Genomic DNA, 18679 nt, shown 5'->3' on the forward strand with positions numbered 1-18679 from the left:
AATCCTCCACCAAAATATAACATAATTCGCGTCGTCTATCTGTAGACTTCAGGTGAATTTACGGAACAAACGCGTGGTATCAAAGATGGCATCCAGCTTTTCATAGCGCGCACGTGTTTCATCCCAACGTTCTTCCTGCGCTGCGGAAATCATCGCCTCTAGCAGCATCATGGTCGAGATGTTGGAATCCCAAGCAGATGGAATCTCTACCCAGCAGTTGAAGGTATGCGCCGCAACGGATCCGATCGGACTGGACCATTGATCCGTGATCAAGATCACCTTTACCCCCCGTTCCGACGCCAGTTCAGCCAGGCGTTGAAGGTTGGTTTCATAGCGGCGAACATCGAACATCAACAGCGTGTCGCCTTCCACCATATCCAACACATAGTGTGGCCAGGTTGCGGACGATGATGTCATATGAGTCACCCGCTGCCGGATTGCCTGAAAGTGAGTGAACGCATAATCTGCCAGAGCGCGCGTGATACGCCCACCAACGACATAGAGCCGCCCCTCAGTATCAGCAAGTTGCCGCACCGCGATGTCAAACTGCTCAGAATCCACATTGGAAAATGTCTGGCTCAGGTTGTCAGTCACCGCCTGTGCAAATCTGTTCAGCAAATGCCCCTCAGGTGCCTCTGACGCCCAGTTGGCGCGGCGCTGCGTTGGCCCGGATCCTTTCGCCTCCAGCTCCTTCAGAAGAACCTGATGAAACTGCGGATAGCCTTTAAATCCAAGCTTTTGCACCATGCGCGCCACGGTCGGAGTCGAGACCTCGGCATTGGCCGCAACAATGGTGATGGAGGCTAGACCAGCCGCCGGATAATTCGCCAACAGAGCATTGGCAAACTTACGTTCTGCCTGCGTCAAAGACGCATATTGTTCCCGGATCAGTTCTCGCACGGTGGCGGGCGGTTTTGTCACAGTTCGGCTATCCCTTTGCTTTGCCTGCAATTTAAGCACAGCCCAGCAAAGAGAGCCATACCCATCACGGGTGTTGAATTCTTCCCTGAAAAGATATTGACACAAAAAGCCGTACGTGAAAACATTTTTCCAAAATCAGGGAGTGCCCAATGTCACTGAGCGATTCCAACGCTCCATCTACCGCCGCATCAGACCTGTGCAACCGGGCTGTGGAGATCTGGAATGCAGACGGGACCGGCAATGTGCTGGTGCTGTGCGAACATGCCAGCAACCACATCCCGGCGCGGTATCATGGGCTTGGCCTGTCTGCCGACGATCGTGCCAGCCATGCAGCTTGGGATCCCGGCGCATTGGCTGTAGCCAGGGGGCTGTCGGAAGCACTTGATGCACCGTTGGTGGCAAGCGGCGTCTCGCGACTGGTTTATGACTGCAACCGCCCGCCCGAAGCGGCCAGCGCAATGCCTGCAAAGTCCGAACTGATCGACGTACCTGGCAATCGCGGCCTTGATACCGCCGCCCGCGAGGAGCGAGTGCGGTCGGTTTATGCACCGTTCTGCGAGGCCGTGGCACAGCTTATCGACGCGCGTAAGGCCTCCGAACAGGAAACGGTTCTGATAACGATCCATAGCTTTACTCCGATCTACTACGGCACACATCGCAGTGTCGAAATCGGCATTCTGCATGATGATGACACCCGGATGGCTGATGCCATGCTGAACGCGACCCAGGCCCTGCCCCATCGCAAAATCGAACGCAATGAACCCTATGGCCCGCAGGACGGTGTGACGCATTCGCTGGTGCTGCATGGCCAAAACAACGGTCTTGCCAGTGTGATGATCGAGATCCGCAACGACCTGCTGCAAAGCCCGCAGCAGGAAGCCACCATGACCGATGAGTTGCTGCAGCTGTTGCGTCCGGCTCTGACGTCCCTTGCGACAAAGGGGGCGCATCATGCCTAGTGCCATAAAGAGCTATGTCCACGCCATCGACGCGATGAACCGGATGATTGGCCGTATTGCCATGTATCTGATCTTTGTATTGGTAGGAGTGCTGCTGTGGTCGTCAGTTTCGAAGACATTCTTCAACCCATCGCTCTGGACGTTGGAAACTGCTCAGTTTGTGATGGTTTCCTACTACATTCTGGGAGGGCCCTATTCGATCCAGATGGGCAGTAACGTGCGGATGGATCTGTTCTATGGCAGCTGGTCGCTCAAGACCAAAGCCTGGGTCGACGCCTTTACTGTAATGTTCCTGATGTTCTATCTCGGTGTGCTGTTTTACGGCGCCGTCAGCTCGACCGCCTATTCACTGGGGTATTTCGGACTGGAGCCTTTCCACTTCTTTGGCGACCTACTGAAGACCCTTGTGACCGAAGGGTTTGATGCAACTGCTGCCAAACTTGGCTATCTAGAGCGAAGCTCCACCGCATGGCGGCCGTTCATGTGGCCGATCAAAACCATCCTCTGTTTCGGCGTCTTTTTGATGCTGCTGCAATGCCTTGCTGAATTGTTCCGTGATCTCGGACGCCTTCGCGGAGACGACTTCTAATGCCCTATGAACTCATCGCCCTTGTGATGTTTGCCGGCATGATGCTAATGCTGATGACCGGCCAGCGCGTGTTCGGCGCAATCGGATTTGTAGGTGCCCTTGCCGGTATGCTTCTTTGGGGCACCGGCGGTAGTGAAATCCCGTTCTCAGCGGCTATGAAGCTGATGAAATGGTATCCTTTGCTGACACTGCCGATGTTCATTTTCATGGGCTATGTGCTGTCGGAATCCAAGATCGCCGATGACCTCTACCGGATGTTTCACGTATGGATGGGTCCAGTAAAAGGGGGCCTGGCGATTGGCACCATCGGCCTTATGGTTCTAATTTCCGCGATGAATGGCCTGTCGGTTGCCGGTATGGCAATCGGTGCCACCATCGCCCTTCCCGAACTGTTGCGCCGTGGGTACGACAAGACACTGGTCACCGGTACAATTCAGGCCGGGTCCTCACTGGGCATTCTGGTACCGCCCTCGGTGGTGTTGGTGCTCTATGCGATGATCGCGCGTCAGCCGGTAGGACAGCTGTGGCTCGCGGGTGTGGTACCTGGATTGCTGATGGCCGCAATGTTCATTCTCTACATCTACTTGCGCGCCCGCATGCAGCCCCATCTCGGCCCGGCAATGAACCCAGATGATTTGGCTGAATATGAGCGTATCAGCGACCATCCGTTGCGCCTTAACTATTTGGTATTGGGGCTGTTGGTGCTGCTTCCATTAGCGGTAAAACTGGGAGCAGTTGATCCCAAACCTGGCATGGGTATCGCCTTGGCAGGTGCCATACTGGTCTTTGTCACGCGTGGTATTCCGGCCTTCTACCACGATGTCTTCATGAAAGAAAAACACCGCCTCTTGTTCTCGGGCGTGCTGCCGCTTGCGATTTTTGCCACCATGATGGTCCCATTTGTAAACGGTTGGACGTCTCTGGTGGAAAGCTCCGCGATTGGCGCAATGACGGCATTTGTAGCCGCCATCCTCAAAGGGCGCATGACCAAGGAAGTGTTTGAGACGTCAGTGCGCTCAACGCTTGGGATTTCCTGCATGTTCATGTGGATCATCCTCGCGGCTTTGGGCTTTGGTGCAATCTTCGATGGACTTGGCGCGGTTAAAGCAATCGAAGACCTGTTCACTACACAGCTTGGCCTGTCGCCCTGGATGATCCTTATCCTGATGCAGCTTAGCTTTATCGTGATGGGCACCTTTCTAGATGACACCGCGATGCTGGTCATTGTCGCCCCCCTTTATGTGCCTCTGGTTGGTGCGCTGGGGTTCGATTTGATCTGGTACGGCGTGCTATACACGATCACAACTCAGATCGCCTATATGACCCCGCCGTTTGGCTACAACCTGTTCCTGATGCGCGCCATGGCGCCACCAGAAATCGGGCTGCGGGATATCTATGTGTCAATCATACCATTTGCAGCGGTGATGGTGGTGGCCTTGGCCCTGGTAATGATCTTCCCACAGATCGCCCTCTGGCTGCCCGAATTTGTTTACGGAAAATAACCTTCAGAAGAGCCCCGTAAGGGGGCCGAACATTCAACTCGGAGAAGAGACATGACGACAAGACGTAAGTTTATTCAGACTGCCGGCGTCGGTGCCATGGCAGCCCCACTGGCAACACCGGCTCTGGCTCAATCCAAGATCACCTGGCGGATGCAGACCTATGCTGGTGCTGCGCTGGCAGAACATGTGGTGAAACCCGCCGTGGACATGTTCAACAAGATCGCAGGCGACCGCATGCAGATCGAGCTCTACTACGCCGACCAGCTGGTCCCGACTGGCGAGCTGTTCCGCGCCATGCAGCGCGGCACCATCGATGCTGTGCAGTCGGACGATGACTCGATGGCCTCCCCCACCGAAGTCACTGTCTTTGGTGGCTATTTCCCCTTCGGTTCGCGCTACTCACTCGACGTGCCTGTTCTGTTCAACCAGTACGGCCTGAACGAAATCTGGGATGAAGAATACTCTAAAGTTGGCGTCAAGCATATCTCTGCCGGCGCATGGGATCCCTGCCACTTTGCTACCAAAGACCCAATCCGCAGCCTGGCGGACATGAAGGGCAAGCGTATCTTTACCTTCCCGACTGCCGGTCGTTTCCTCAGCCAGTTTGGCGTTGTTCCTGTCACTCTGCCCTGGGAAGACATCGAAGTCGCCATGCAGACCGGTGAGTTGGACGGCGTTGCATGGTCCGGCATCACCGAAGACTACACCGTCGGCTGGGCGGATGTGACCAACTACTTCCTGACCAACAACATCTCTGGCGCTTGGGCCGGATCGTTCTTTGCCAACCAAGGCCGTTGGAATGAGCTGCCCGAAGATCTGCAAACCCTGTTCCGGGTGTGCTGTGATCAGTCGCATTACTATCGTCAGTGGTGGTACTGGGGCGGCGAAGCCTCGCTGCGGGTCAATGGCCCCAAGCTGGAGCTGACCTCTATTCCTGACGAAGAATGGAAGACCGTCGAAGACGCTGCGGTCGCCTTCTGGGATGAAATCGCCGCCGAAAGCCCCACCAAGGCCAAGGTTGTCGACATCTTCAAGAAGTACAACGCCGACATGCAAAAGGCTGGCCGCCCATACCGTTACGGTTAAGCCAGAAACGTGAAAAGAGATTGGCCCGCGAGAGGTGGGCCAATCTCCTCCCTAAGGAATTTGCCCGGCTTTTTGAAAAAAGTTGTGGCCTCAGAACACAAAGGGCTGCTCATGCTCTCCTTCGATACGCTCAAAGACCAGGTTGCCGACGGCACAGTTGATACAGTTCTGGTGTGCCTTGTGGACATGCAGGGGCGCCTCATGGGCAAACGGTTTCACGCCAAGCATTTTGTGAATGGCGCATGGGAAGAGACCCATTGCTGCAACTATCTGCTCGCGACGGATCTGGAAATGGCGACGCCCGATGGTTATGCATCAACCAGCTGGGAAAACGGCTATGGCGACTACGTCATGAAACCGGATCTTACAACACTGCGTCCGGTGCCTTGGCTCGATGGTACCGTCATGGTGCTGTGTGACGTGTTGGACCACCATACCCACAAGGAAGTCAGCCACTCCCCCCGCTCCATTCTGAAGAGACAGATTGCCCGGCTTACCGAGATGGGCTTTGACGCGATGATGGCGACCGAGCTTGAGTTCTTCCTCTTTGAAAAGAGCTTTGACGAGGTGCGCAAATCCGGCTTCCGCGATCTTGCGCCAATCTCCGGTTACAATGAAGACTACAACATCATGCAGACGACCCGCGAAGAGCATGTGATGCGGCCGATCCGCAACCATCTCTATGATGCAGGCCTGCCGATTGAGAATTCCAAAGGTGAAGCCGAAACCGGTCAGGAAGAGCTGAATATCAAATACGCTCCGGCGATGGATACGGCGGATCATCACACGATAGCCAAACACGCGATCAAGGAAATTGCCCATCTGCAGGGCCACGCTGCGACCTTCTTGCCCAAATGGCACCGCGACAAGGTCGGCTCTTCCAGCCATGTTCACCAATCGCTTTGGAAGGATGGCAAGCCTGCCTTCTACAATGAGACCGATGAGCTTGGCATGTCCGATCTGATGAAACACTATATGGCCGGGATGCTGAAATACGCGCCTGATTACACCTATTTTCTGGCACCCTATATCAACAGCTACAAACGGTTCATGAAAGGCACTTTCGCGCCGACCCGGATCATCTGGTCTGTGGACAATCGCACGGCTGGGTTTCGTCTGTGCGGCGAAGGAAGCAAGGCTATTCGTGTTGAATGTCGGGTGGGCGGTTCCGATCTCAACCCCTATCTGGCGATGGCAGCGCAGCTGGCCGCCGGGATTGCAGGGATTGAAGAAAAGCTGGAGCTGGCTCCCCCAACAAAAGGGGATACCTACAAAGGCGATACCGGCATGATTCCCTCCACCTTGCGCGAGGCACGCGATGCCTTAATGGGATCTGAACTGCTGCGCCGTGCCTTTGGTGATGATGTGGTGGATCACTATGCGCGCACTGCCGAAGTCGAAATCGAAGATTTCGAGCGCGCAGTGACCGATTATGAGGTCGCTCGTGGGTTTGAGCGCGCTTAAGGCAATCGGCCTTCAGCGAGAGTATTTAGGAACGACGACGATGGGGGCAACGCCCCTGTCAAACCAAATGAGGAACACAATGGGCCAGACCCTGAAATGCATCTCACCGATCGATGGATCGGTCTACGCTGAGCGTGAAATACTGCCACGCGAAGCCGCCTTTGAGCTGACTCAGCGGTCGCGCATGGCGCAGACGGGCTGGGCCGCACGCCCTCTTCAGGAGCGCATTGATCTAGTGATGGCTGGTGTAGCCGCTGTCGGGGCAATGAATGATGAGATCGTGCCAGAACTGGCACATATGATGGGTCGCCCTATCCGCTACGGCGGGGAATTTGGAGGCTTCAACGAGCGCGCCAGCCATATGGCGACAATCGCCAAAGATGCGCTTGCGGACATTGAAGTCGGCGAAGATGAGCACTTCAAACGCTATATTAAACATGTGCCGCACGGTGTGGTGTTGGTTGTCGCGCCGTGGAACTACCCATATATGACCGCAATCAATACTGTGGCTCCTGCGCTGATAGCGGGGAATACCGTCGTACTGAAACATGCAACTCAGACACTCCTGGTGGGTGAGCGCATGGCACAGGCCTTTCATGCGGTCGGCATTCCAGAAGACGTGTTTCAGAACGCCTTTCTTGACCATGACACGACCTCTGAGCTGATCTCGCAACGCGCGTTCAACTTTGTGAATTTCACCGGCTCCGTCGGCGGTGGCCGCGCGATGGAACGGGCGGCGGCAGGCACCTTCACCGGCGTAGGCACTGAGCTTGGGGGTAAGGACCCGGGCTATGTGATGGAAGACGCGGATGTGGATGCCGCGGTTGATACATTGATCGATGGCGCAATGTTCAACTCCGGTCAGTGTTGCTGCGGTATTGAGAGGATCTACGTCCACGCGAGTCTCTATGACGCCTTTTTGGAGAAAGCCATTGCCATCGTAAACGGCTACAAGCTGGGCCACCCACTGGAACAAGACACCACCATCGGACCGATGGCTAACGTGCGCTTCGCCAACGAGGTCCGCTCCCAGATTTCCGATGCCGTTGCGGCAGGAGCCGTCGCCCATATAGAGACCATGCCTCAGGATGATGGTGGAGCCTATCTGACTCCCCAGATCCTGACCCAAGTAACCCATGACATGCGAGTAATGCGCGAAGAGAGCTTTGGCCCTGTCGTGGGTATCATGAAAGTCTCCTCCGACGCCGAAGCGATTGCGCTGATGAACGACAGCAACTTTGGCCTCACTGCGTCGCTCTGGACGGCTGACTTGGACCGTGCGCAGTCTATTGGTGACAAGATCGAGACCGGTACTGTCTTCATGAACCGCGCAGATTATCTGGATCCCGGCCTCTGCTGGACCGGGTGCAAGGACACCGGGCGCGGCGGCGGCCTTTCTGTTATTGGCTATCAGAACCTGACACGTCCGAAATCCTATCATTTGAAAAAGACCACAGGTTAAGGCCTGTCATCTTTCTCTAAATACTCCGGGGGGCTTGCCGGTAGGCAAGTGGGGGCAGTGCCCCCTCCCCAACTCATCACAGGAACATGCATATGACTCTCGTTGGAAACTGGTCTTATCCAACCGCAATCAAATTCGGCGCCGGTCGGATTAAGGAACTGGCAGATGCCTGCGCTGCGGCTGGCATCAAGAAGCCACTCCTGGTCACAGACAAGGGCTTAGCCAATCTGCCGGTCACCCAATCTACCCTTGAGACTATGGCGGCTGCGGGCCTGGGGCGCGGTATATTCTCCGAAGTAGACCCAAACCCAAATGAGAAAAACCTTGAGGCTGGTGTAGCTGCATACAATGCAGGTGAGCACGACGGTGTTATTGCCTTTGGCGGCGGATCGGGTCTCGATCTGGGTAAAATGGTTGCGTTCATGTGTGGCCAGAACCGCCCGGTCTGGGATTTTGAGGACATCGGTGATTGGTGGACCCGCGCGGATGCTGATGCCATCGCACCAATCATTGCGGTGCCAACTACAGCAGGTACAGGCTCCGAGGTAGGTCGTGCCTCCGTCATCACTGACAGTGCAACCCATCAGAAAAAGATCATCTTCCACCCGAAGGTTCTACCCACTGTCGTGATCTGCGACCCTGAATTGACCGTTGGCATGCCCCAGTTCATCACCGCAGGCACTGGTTTGGATGCATTTGCCCATTGTGTTGAGGCATTCAGCAGCCCCCATTACCACCCCATGTCCCAAGGCATCGCGCTAGAAGGCATGCGGCTGGTCAAGGATTATCTGCCGCGCGCCTATGCTGACGGTACCGACATTGAGGCCCGAGCACAGCTGATGTCTGCTGCAGCGATGGGGGCGACCGCGTTCCAAAAGGGCCTTGGCGCGATTCATGCCATGAGCCACCCAATTGGCGCGGTGTTCAACACGCACCACGGCACCACCAATGCGGTCTGCATGCCAGCGGTTCTGGCCTTCAACGCACCGCAGATCCGCGACCGCTTTGAGACAGCAGCCGCCTACCTGGACATTGCAGGCGGTTTCGACGGGTTCTGCGCTTATGTGCAGGAACTGAACGACTCGCTTGGTATTCCGCGCGGGCTGTCTGACCTTGGCGTCACTGCAGACGCCATCCCGGAGCTGGTAAAAGGCGCGTTGATCGATCCCTCTTGCGGCGGCAACCCGATCACTCTTGACGAGGCAAACCTCACACAACTGTTCAAGGACGCACTCTGAGCGCCATAGGGTCTGGCGTATATAGAAACTACGTTTGCGCCCAGGCGATCCTCGGCTGAGCGCATCGCAACGACGTTGTGATAGAGTCTGAACTGCGCCCCCTCCGAGTAAGAGAAGGGGGCGCAGTTTTATCAAAGACCTCTAGTCTGCGGTTCCGCAATGTTGGTCGACCATGCGCTGCACCATCGGCGCAAAATGCCAGAAATCCGGGGTCGTCATCCCCTCACGCTTGCCCGCTTCGTCAAGGTAGCGCACCGCGATGATCTCTTTCAGGTTTGGATTCGTTTCAAATTCAGCCACTTCCTCGGCTGTCATCGGTCCGCCCTGCAATTCCAAAGTATGAATAGACGCCGGAGACAGGCGTTTGAAATACTCGGGCTTCGTGGCGCACAGATAACGCTTCGCTGCGACATGATAACGGCAGCTATCGGTGATCACACTAGGAAAGAACTGCTCCAGCACCTCAGCGCCGGCGTCTTCGTGATGGCGGTCCTCGGTATCGTCGGGATGATATGTGCCAAATTCCGAGGTGAAATGACCAATGTCATGCAGCAAAGCGCCCACGATGATTTCTTCCGGTTGGCCATTCTGTTCGGCTATGGTTGCACCCTGCAACATATGTTCGCCCATGGTCACTGGCTCACCAAGATACTCTTCGCCCCCGCGCCGGTCGAAGATTGAACCGAGAAAATCGACGATCGTTTCACGATCTAGCGTGCCGGGAGGGGTATAAGACGCTGGCGATTGCTGACGGTTGTTCATTCTGCCGCCTCCGCCTGTGCCTGCCGACGCCCGGCCTCATAGACCGAACGCAGCCCATCTTTATCGGCGTAACAGCCCTGCAGCCAACGGGTACCCTCACCGGAATAACCCTTGCGCGCATGTAGGACACGGGTGTTATCAACCACAAACGCCTCACCGGGGTTGAGCCGGAAGGTGACTTCCATTGCAGTATCATCAATGATTTCACCAAACCGGCGATAGGCCGCATAATAGAGTGCCATCTTATCAAACGGGACATCCTGTACAGCCGCCAGCGAACGGTTATTGAACCGAACCCCAATCAACTCACCATCCGGGGCTAACTCGATCATCGGGCGACGCGACGTCAGGCAGACCTCTGTTTCACCGGCATATTCGAACCGCGCGCAATGGTCAGCCAGAACATTGAAATAGGCTTCATTTTCTGCCTTGAGGCGCAGGGCTGCAGCAAAGCCATCAACCACCATGTTCTCACCACCTGCAGCAGAGCTTTCGAGGCAATAGAGCACCTGGATAGTTGGTACCGGATCACGGTAAGGATTATCAGTATGGGCCTGCAGACCAAGCCCGGTAAAGGCAAGGTTGGTTGGATTAACTTCAGTGCGGACTTCAAAATGACGCCCATAATTCGTCTCGCGGACATGGCCGAACAGATCCACCAACCGAAACAATGCGCCTTCCTCTATCGGGCCGTTGACGACTTTGCCAAAACCGTAACGTGTGACAGCGCCCAGCCAGTCGCCCAGTGCCACCCCGCCAGCTTCTAACGCCGCAAAGTCACCGCTTGGTACAGCCTCCATCAATCCGGCATCCCAGGGTTCTGTCCCATCCGCCAACCATCCTGACTGCTGAACCGGTTCACGGTCATAGCCATGCGATTCCAGCCAAGACAGATCATAGGTCACAGTCTTGTTCTCGGGCGCAAACCGAACCAGCAGACCGCCACTGTCCAACGAGGCCTCTGCAATTGCCGTCTCTGCCGGGATATCTCGCAGAGCAATCAGCCGCTGGCCATTGGCCATCGCACGGGTTTCGGGATCGGCTCCGTTGTCACGAAGCCAAATCGCATGAAAGCGAAGCGTTGATGATCCGAGAGACAGGGTAAGATAATCGCCCGCAGGGGCAACAGTTACTGACGGCATAGTGTCCTCATTGGTTTGGCACAGGGGAGTACTGCTTGGAAGATGACTCTTGTGCGCATGTTGGCATTGCCTTTACATAATCTCAAATTAGGAATTTTCGTACTCAGGCCAAGTTCAGCTAATGCATCAGCAGCGCGCCACCCTACCGCCCCTAGAATGGATCCGTGCATTTGAAGCCGCCGCGCGCTGCGGCAGCTTTACGGCTGCTGCTGTTGAGATAGGGATCACGCAATCTGCCATCTCTCAACGGATCGCCCAACTGGAAAAACGATTGGGTGCCGTCCTGTTTCATAGGCACCCTCGCGCAATCACACTGACTGTAGAGGGTGAAGCCTGGTTGCCGCATATTCAGTCAGCGCTGGACACCATGCGCGACAGCTCAGAAGCATTGTTTGGCACCGGTCGGCGACATCTGACGATTTCAGCCAGCCAATCCGTGATCGATCTGTGGTTAGCACCCCGGCTCAACGCATTGAGCGAGATCGCAGGTGGTCAGCTTGCTGTCCAGACCATGGTATTAGGGGCCCATGATGCGCCGGAGGATGAGATGATCCGCATTCGCTACGGCGTCGGTGACTGGCCTCATCCCTATAAAATGCCGCTCTATTCAGAAGAAATCACACCGATGGCCGCGCCAGGGCTAATCAATAGCTCAGGTCATTGGAGCGAATGGCCCCGTATCGCATGCTCCGGCCCTCGTCCCGACTGGTCAGACTGGGTGGCACATTACGGCGGCGGGACGACACCGGTGCCACATCTGCGCTTTGATACATTTCTATCCGCCCTTGGTGCCGCACGTGTAGGGGCCGGCGTCTTGCTGGGGTCTCAAGCACTCTGCCGTGCTGATCTCGCAACAGAACGGCTGATGCGCCTTAGCCGGGATCAGATGGACCACCACGCAACATATTGGGTTATCTCCGGAAAGGATGCTGTAACCCGTGCGCAATGGGCAGACCTCACCCGGATTATGACCTGAGGTCGCGCGTCTGCGGCGGCAATCCGGCCCGGTATGAATTCAGGCCACGACCTTGTACCGACACGCTCTCGGCCAAACGACTGGACAGGTGGTCAACGCAGTGGACCAGCGCCTCCGCAAACAAAAGGTTCTTAAATACGGTAGAACCGTGCAGCTGTTTTGCCAAAAACTTCCGGCCACAGCGGCTCAGGAACCGCTGCCCGGTGGGCCTGATAGAGTGTATCATAATCAGAATAGAGACTATCAACCGGAAAGTTAGATCCAAACATGCAGCGGCCGGCGCCAAATTGACCGAGACAGGTCTTGATGATTGGCATGAAATCGTCCGCCCTCCAGCGATGCTGAAACATCCCTAGCCCTGACAATTTACAGTAGACATTAGGTAGATCGGAGAGCGAACCAAGATGCTGGCCCCAAGACTTCAATCCCGCTCGACTGCGGTCATGGGGGCTACCAGCGTGACAAAGTGCTACATCTGTCTGTAGAGATTGTGCCAGGACGTGAGCCGTTTTTTCCATTAGTTCAGGAATGAGTTGCAGATCGAAGCTTAGGTCACGCTCACCAACCAGCAAAAGCCCTTCCAAAAACCTTGGATCATCCAAAAGAGCGTTGGTCCCGGTTTCGGCATCCTCGCCCGGTGCGCGACCGACGATTTGGCGCACGCCCCGTACAGTTGACAGCGATTTGAAGACATCAAGCTTCTCAGCCAGATCTGGTGCGGTCAAATCACAAAACACAACCTGCGCCATCGGCCAATCAGGGTTTGCATCTGCAATCGATTGCACCCATTTCGCTTCGGCCAGAGGGTCTTCAGCGCCGACCTGAATATGAACAGATCCGGTGATACCCAAGACACCGGCCTCTGCTCGAAATTCAGACAACAGATAGTCGCGCTGGATCGGGGTTGGATCACCGAAGAACCGCTTCACGCCTTTCGCAGCCAGCCACGGGTAATTCACAGCATTCAAATCCCAAAGATGATGATGTGCATCGATCATGTGAATTTCCCATCGTTGAGCTGTTGTAAGACATCATATCCCTGCCCCTTCCAAAAATGCAGCAGGTCAATGAAGATCCAGTTCTCTGCGAGTTTGTCACCCTTGCGACGGTAGATATCAATGACCCGGAATTCGCCAATCTCATTGGTCGCCGGGCGCCCCATGAAGTCTCCGCTAAGGCGCGCAGTAAAGTTCGGCCACCCCGCAAAGCCACCATAGGCACCTTCGGCGAGACGCGCAGTATGCGTGGTCTTCGAGCGGTCTGAGAATGCCGCGCGAAAGAGACCGGAATGCTGCTGTGCATAGCGGGGAATGGTATAAGTGGCACCAATGCCAGTCGGTCCCCACCATAGCATATCCTCGCACCAGGTTTGGCGAAGTTCATCCTCAAGGCTGAGATCATTGTCCCATTGCCCCAGATCGCCGATCATTTGGTTGATCACGGCCAGTGTTGCCTCCCCTTCCTGCTCCGGCTGGGCCTCAAAAAGCAATCCGTCATGCGTCATCGGACCCGGCTGTACCAGCTGCGCAGCAGTCTGCCTGGGGAAAGCTGTGATCCCTGCCTGCTCCATCAGGTGGGGAAGATCAAAGTACATAGCAGTTTGAGCAATCTTTCCGTTCTCGACCCGGTGGAACTCGCAGTATCGCAGCATCACGATCTTACCCGCCGATGGAATTCCCAAAAATGGCGCATCAAACAATCCCATAAGATGCCCCATAGACACCACCCATGTGCCCTGGAACCCATCCATTTGATTGCGCCCGGCAAAGAAAATATCTTCCCGTCGCTGCAGTGATGTGAGGCTTTGGCGCAGAGGCTTCCAAAAGCGGCGAGCAACGTCAGTAGCATCCGTCAACTCGTTGAACGGGTGAAACCCACGCCACAGGTAATCCGCCGCAGTGTGTCGAATCAGAACTGTCTCAAGATCGGTCCCCGGAGCGTCTAGCTCTTCGTAGAATGCGCGAACAACTGCCTTTGCCGCCTGAAGATGTTTCATGACTTTTCCCTACGATTTCAGTCTATTAACACAAATTTGCATACGAATGCAAAAATATCTTGCCAAATTATTACAGCAAAGACTAATCTTTTTGCAATCGTATGCAAATTAGATTTCGCAGGGAGGCGAACCCGCATGGCACAGATAGAGCTGCGTAATATCAGCAAGCGTTGGGGCAGCTTTGTCGGGGTGGATAATTTCGACCTCACCATCGCAGACAAGGAGTTTCTGGTTCTGCTCGGGCCATCAGGCTGCGGCAAAACCACAACAATGCGCATGATCGCCGGCCTCGAAAGCGCCAGCGAGGGTGACATCGTTGTTGATGGCAATCGGGTGAACGAACTGGAACCAAAAGACCGTGACGTTGCAATGGTGTTCCAAAGCTACGCGCTCTACCCGAATATGAACGTCTACGAGAACATCCGCTTCCCTCTGAAGGTGCGCGGTATCGACCCTAAGACACATGACGCCAAGGTACGCCGCGCCAGCGCGATGGTTGAGTTGGACGAGTTTCTGCATCGCAAACCGGCAGAATTGTCTGGTGGTCAGCGCCAGCGCGTGGCTTTGGCGCGTGCCATCGTACGCGAACCAAATGTCTTCCTGATGGACGAACCGCTCTCAAATCTGGATGCAAAGCTTCGGGTTTCAACGCGAGCACAGATCAAAAACCTCAGCCATGAGCTGGCCGTTACCACGATCTATGTGACCCACGACCAGATCGAGGCGATGACCCTCGCTGATCGCGTGGTGGTTATGAACAAAGGTGTGGTGCAGCAAGTCGGCAGCCCCACCGAGATCTATGACCGTCCTGCCAACGCCTTTGTTGCCAGCTTCATCGGCTCCCCTGCAATGAACCTGATGGAGGGTGACCTCGCTAGTGGGCGCTTTGCTACACAGCACACCGAGATTTCGGGTCTGAATGGCCAAGACGGCGCCGTCACACTGGGCTTTCGCGCCGAAGACGCAAGCGTTGTCGAGAGCGGCGGACAGATCAACGCGCCGATCTACACGATGGAGCTCCTCGGCGATGCAACCATGGTCACCGTCCGTATCGGCGGCGTGTTAGTATCGGTCAAGGCTGACAAAACCTTCCGGGCAGACATCGACGATATGGTGTCGATCCACGTGCCCACAGATCACTGCCACCTGTTTGACAAACAAACAGGTGCGCGGCTGGGGGGGTAATCCCCAACCACCACCACCTTCGTTCATCCGACGGGGCACCGATGGGGATGCTGTCCGGACGGCTTCCCCCAAATAACAGGGAGAATACCATGAAATTCACACATATCGCACTTTCCAGCTCGGTCCTGGCATTGGCCGCTACCGCAGGGTCTGCCTGCGAAATTTCGGCGCGGGTTAATATCGTTGGCAATGAATTCCCGGCGATTCACTCGGTCGCGGGTGCAGCCAAGGAATGTTCCGGTGGCGAGGTAAAGGCGAACCTGACTGCCGACCACCAGAAAATCAACGTAGCTGGCATGACCGGCAACCCCGCTGAATATACTTCGGCCATCATCGCCAATTCGTCTATCGTGGCCTTGATGAACGATGACGTCATCCGTCCGCTGGATGACCTCGTTGCGAAACATGGCGATAGCCTGAAGAAGACTCAGCTGATCACCATCAACGGCAAGATTATGGCTGTCGCCTTCATGGCGAACGCCCAGCATCTGGTTTACCGCGAAGACGTGCTGGATGCGATTGGTGTCGAGGCTCCCAAAAGCTATGAAGACCTTCTGGCAGCAGCCAAAATGATCCGCGAAGAAGGGATTATGGAAAACCCTGTTGGCGGCGCATACAAAGCAGGCTGGAACCTCGCCCAGGAATTCAACAATATGTACCTGGGCCATGGCGGCAGCTTTTTTGAGCCGGGCAGCGCAACAGTCTCCATCAACAATGAACAGGGCGTAGCCGCGCTGGAAATGATGAAGTCGCTGTCGGAATACATGAACCCCGACTTCCTGACCCATGACTCCAACGCAACCAACGCTGAATTCCGGGCCGGCAATGTCGCCCTTATGAATATGTGGGGCAGCCGCGCCGCTACCCTGGCAGACGCTGAAGGTGTGGTGCAGGAAGTCAAAGACCATATGGCCATCTCCGGCCCGCTCACCGTTGCGGGTGGATCTGATGCAGCGTCCACCCTGTGGTGGGATGGCTGGACCGTGGCCAAGAACATCCCGGATGCCGAAGCAGAGGCAACCTTTGTAGCAATGACCCATGGTATTCGCCCGGCGATGTTGAACGAAGAAACGGCCTCCCAGGCGGTTTGGCTGATTGATGGTTATGAGCCTACGGATGCGGCGCAGGGCGTGTTTGAAGCTGTTCAGATGAGCACCAGCCCCTATCCAATGCTGCCCTACATGGGGCTCCTGCACACCGCACTCGGCGCTGAGCTGAGCGACTACATGCAGGGGAAGGAAAGTGCTGAGCAGGCTCTTGCTGGTGCCGAAGCGGCCTATACCGCTGCTGCCAAGGAAAAAGGGTTCCTCAACTAAGTTGGGTCCCTAACGGCGGAGAGGCCACGCCCCCTCCGCCACGATCTGAACTCTGGACACCGGATTGTCATGAAACACCGTACCTTCTTCTGGTTCTTTCTGCCCACGGGGCTTGCGATGCTGCTGTTCATCGCGCTGCCTATCGTGTCGGTATTGTTCCAGTCCGTTCATACCCCGCATGACGCTGTTCTGGTGGTCGTCGAAAACTGTGGCCCCTTTGGCTGCAAGGAAGAGACCTCAATTGACCAGGAGGCTACCCGCGCCCTGCGTGATGCAGAGCCACTGGGAAAATTCGTCGGCTTGCAGATCTATTTTGATCGCGGGCACCTCGCCGTAAATGAGGTTGCCGAGGCCTGGCGCACGACCGATAGCATCGGTGACTTCTTTGGCGAAATCAGCGACCTGCCATTCTATCGCGCAATGGGTTTCACACTAACTTACACGTTCACCGTGACCCCGCTTTTGATTGTGCTGGGATTGATGATTGCGCTCGCCGTGAACTCGCTTAACAAGCACCTTAAGGGGTTGGTGATCTTTTTCTCGCTGTTGCCGATGATCGTGACACCGCTGATTGGCTCTCTCATCCTGTTCTGGATGATCGACAGCCGTGGCGTGTTGGGGTCGGCACTACAGTATCTAGCCGATGATCCGACGCTGTCTCTCAAGGCCTCAACCGGGCTGACCTGGATTATGCTGATGGTCTACGGTGTTTGGCACTCGGCGCCTTTTGCCTTTGTTGTCTTCTACGCCGGTCTTCAAACCTTGCCCCAGGACCAGTTGGAAAGCGCCCAGATTGATGGCGCTACCCGTTGGCAGCGCGTTCGTTATGTTGTTGTCCCACATCTGATGCCGCTGGTGACATTTGTGGCGCTTATCCAGCTCATGGACAACTTCCGTGTTTTTGAACCCATCGTCGGCTTCAATGCCGAAGCTCACGCGACATCCTTCAGCTGGATCATCTTCAACGATCTGGGCGGTGAAACCCGGCTGCTATCGTCCGCCGCCACCACATCTGTCCTGACCATTCTCGGCGTAGCCGTGCTGCTGACCCCGGTGCTGATCCGGACCTGGCAAGACTTCAAAGGGAAGAATTAACATGAGCAGTTCTGCCGCCACCCGCCGCCCCATGGGCCTGCGCCTTCTGGTTAACGGTTTTATCCTGTTCTGGTTGCTTCTCGCCGCCTTCCCCTTCCTCTGGACATTCTGGGGATCCTTCAAGGTCGAGTTGGACTTCTTCTCGATCGCGGATTGGACCAATGCACTAACCGGTGAGCTGACAAAAGAAGCGCATGGCTCTTCTGTTACAGGTGCTGGGTACGAGGGCGCTTGGATCCAGGAAGAATTCTGGAAAGCTGGCATCAACACCGTGCTGGTCTGCATCTTCGTAGTGATGACGTCGCTGACCATCGGGACGCTGGGCGGCTATGCCTTGTCCCGTTCAGGCTACCGCTACACATTCTGGCTGCTGATCACTGCACTGATCTTCCGGGCAATGCCACCGATCACCTTGGTTGCGGGTTATCTGCTACCGTTCTTTGAATGGAATCTGTGGGGCCACCTGGCCACGACTGTTATCGTGTTGGTGGCTATCAACCAGCCCTTCACCCTGTGGATGCTGCATTCTTTCTTCCAGTCGATCCCCAAAGAGCTGGACGAAAGCGCCAAGGTCGATGGTTGCACCCAATTCCAGGCTTTCCGCCATGTCATCATCCCCGTGATGTGGCCGGGCGTCATCACCACAGGCCTGTTCTCGTTCCTGCTGGCGTACAATGATTTTGCTGTAACCTCGATGCTGTTGAGCAAAGACAATCAAACAATGATCCCGAAGATCGCCAGTTTCATGGGCACCACTCAGACGGAAGGCAACGTGATGTTTGCCGTCGCCGCCGTGGTCTCTGCAACTGCTCCCTTGTTCGTCTTGGTGATGTTCTTCCAGCGCCAGATCGTCAGCGGCCTCACCGCAGGTGCGGTCAAGGGATGAGCACATCATTTCGCCATAACGCTCTCGGCCGTCATCCGGCGCTGAACAGGATGCCAAGGGATTTTCTGTATGCGGGCTCTCCCCCCCAGCGCAGATTTTC

General features: G+C 55.7%; 17 protein-coding genes. 12 read left to right on the forward strand and 5 right to left on the reverse strand.

What is annotated here, in order from left to right; translation table 11 throughout:
* Positions 1–48: 48 nt before the first annotated feature.
* On the reverse strand, positions 49–921 hold the full coding sequence (locus tag ACEWZM_RS05325) for a MurR/RpiR family transcriptional regulator (RefSeq protein ID WP_414005447.1): 873 nt from the start codon (positions 919–921) through the stop codon (positions 49–51).
* Positions 922–1070: 149 nt separating this feature from the next.
* Here ACEWZM_RS05325 and ACEWZM_RS05330 point away from each other — a divergent pair, with 149 nt between their 5' ends.
* The 7 genes from ACEWZM_RS05330 (at position 1071) to ACEWZM_RS05360 (ending at position 9221) form a co-directional block, all read left to right on the forward strand.
* Positions 1071–1880, forward strand: coding sequence for an N-formylglutamate amidohydrolase (locus tag ACEWZM_RS05330; RefSeq protein WP_414005448.1), 810 nt, complete (start codon positions 1071–1073; stop codon positions 1878–1880).
* On the forward strand, positions 1873–2469 hold the full coding sequence (locus ACEWZM_RS05335) for a TRAP transporter small permease subunit (RefSeq protein ID WP_414005449.1): 597 nt from the start codon (positions 1873–1875) through the stop codon (positions 2467–2469). The genes ACEWZM_RS05330 and ACEWZM_RS05335 overlap by 8 nt, the downstream gene beginning before the upstream one ends.
* Entirely contained in the window at positions 2469–3971 is a 1503-nt protein-coding gene (locus ACEWZM_RS05340; RefSeq protein ID WP_414005450.1) for a TRAP transporter large permease, read from the forward strand. Before ACEWZM_RS05335 ends, ACEWZM_RS05340 begins: the two co-directional genes overlap by 1 nt.
* 51 nt (positions 3972–4022) lie before the next feature.
* A complete protein-coding gene (locus ACEWZM_RS05345) occupies positions 4023–5057 on the forward strand; it encodes a TRAP transporter substrate-binding protein (RefSeq protein ID WP_414005451.1) in 1035 nt (344 codons plus the stop codon).
* 111 nt (positions 5058–5168) lie between these two features.
* Positions 5169–6521, forward strand: coding sequence for a glutamine synthetase family protein (locus tag ACEWZM_RS05350; RefSeq protein ID WP_414005452.1), 1353 nt, complete (start codon positions 5169–5171; stop codon positions 6519–6521).
* A 79-nt stretch (positions 6522–6600) separates the two neighbouring features.
* Positions 6601–7983, forward strand: coding sequence for an aldehyde dehydrogenase family protein (locus ACEWZM_RS05355; protein WP_414005453.1), 1383 nt, complete (start codon positions 6601–6603; stop codon positions 7981–7983).
* A 92-nt stretch (positions 7984–8075) separates the two neighbouring features.
* Positions 8076–9221, forward strand: coding sequence for an iron-containing alcohol dehydrogenase (locus ACEWZM_RS05360; RefSeq protein WP_414005454.1), 1146 nt, complete (start codon positions 8076–8078; stop codon positions 9219–9221).
* Positions 9222–9362: 141 nt separating this feature from the next.
* On the opposite strand, the gene tmpB is transcribed toward ACEWZM_RS05360, so the two are convergent.
* Both tmpB and tmpA read right to left on the reverse strand, forming a co-directional pair.
* Positions 9363–9983, reverse strand: a complete 621-nt coding sequence (gene tmpB / locus ACEWZM_RS05365; protein WP_414005455.1) for a (R)-1-hydroxy-2-trimethylaminoethylphosphonate oxygenase — start codon at positions 9981–9983, stop codon at positions 9363–9365.
* Entirely contained in the window at positions 9980–11125 is a 1146-nt protein-coding gene (tmpA, locus tag ACEWZM_RS05370) for a 2-trimethylaminoethylphosphonate dioxygenase (protein ID WP_414005456.1), read from the reverse strand. The genes tmpB and tmpA overlap by 4 nt, the downstream gene beginning before the upstream one ends.
* Before the next feature lie 121 nt (positions 11126–11246).
* Here tmpA and ACEWZM_RS05375 point away from each other — a divergent pair, with 121 nt between their 5' ends.
* Positions 11247–12101, forward strand: a complete 855-nt coding sequence (locus ACEWZM_RS05375; protein WP_414005457.1) for a LysR family transcriptional regulator — start codon at positions 11247–11249, stop codon at positions 12099–12101.
* 131 nt (positions 12102–12232) lie between these two features.
* Here the strand turns inward: ACEWZM_RS05375 and ACEWZM_RS05380 are convergent, their stop codons facing one another.
* Complete coding sequence (locus ACEWZM_RS05380) at positions 12233–13099, reverse strand: amidohydrolase family protein (RefSeq protein ID WP_414005458.1); 867 nt, start codon at positions 13097–13099, stop codon at positions 12233–12235.
* Positions 13096–14097 carry a nuclear transport factor 2 family protein gene (locus ACEWZM_RS05385; protein WP_414005459.1) on the reverse strand — a complete coding sequence of 334 codons (1002 nt, stop codon included), beginning with the start codon at positions 14095–14097 and terminating at the stop codon, positions 13096–13098. The genes ACEWZM_RS05380 and ACEWZM_RS05385 overlap by 4 nt, the downstream gene beginning before the upstream one ends.
* 135 nt (positions 14098–14232) lie before the next feature.
* On the opposite strand from ACEWZM_RS05385, the gene ACEWZM_RS05390 reads away from it, so the two are divergent.
* The 4 genes from ACEWZM_RS05390 to ACEWZM_RS05405 all read left to right on the forward strand — a co-directional run bounded on the left by ACEWZM_RS05390 (position 14233) and on the right by ACEWZM_RS05405 (position 18579).
* Positions 14233–15282, forward strand: coding sequence for an ABC transporter ATP-binding protein (locus ACEWZM_RS05390; protein WP_414005460.1), 1050 nt, complete (start codon positions 14233–14235; stop codon positions 15280–15282).
* Positions 15283–15371: 89 nt separating this feature from the next.
* Positions 15372–16598, forward strand: a complete 1227-nt coding sequence (locus ACEWZM_RS05395; protein ID WP_414005461.1) for an ABC transporter substrate-binding protein — start codon at positions 15372–15374, stop codon at positions 16596–16598.
* Positions 16599–16667: 69 nt separating this feature from the next.
* Positions 16668–17693 (forward strand): carbohydrate ABC transporter permease, encoded by a 1026-nt coding sequence (locus ACEWZM_RS05400; protein WP_414005462.1) that lies wholly within the window; start codon positions 16668–16670, stop codon positions 17691–17693.
* 1 nt (position 17694) lies between these two features.
* The gene (locus tag ACEWZM_RS05405; RefSeq protein WP_414005463.1) at positions 17695–18579 is read left to right on the forward strand and encodes a carbohydrate ABC transporter permease; all 885 of its coding nucleotides are present in this window, start codon (positions 17695–17697) and stop codon (positions 18577–18579) included.
* Positions 18580–18679: the final 100 nt, after the last annotated feature.

Origin of the sequence: Phaeobacter cretensis, from assembly GCF_047372505.1 — a bacterium.
GTDB classification, from domain to species: Bacteria; Pseudomonadota; Alphaproteobacteria; order Rhodobacterales; family Rhodobacteraceae; genus Phaeobacter; species Phaeobacter cretensis.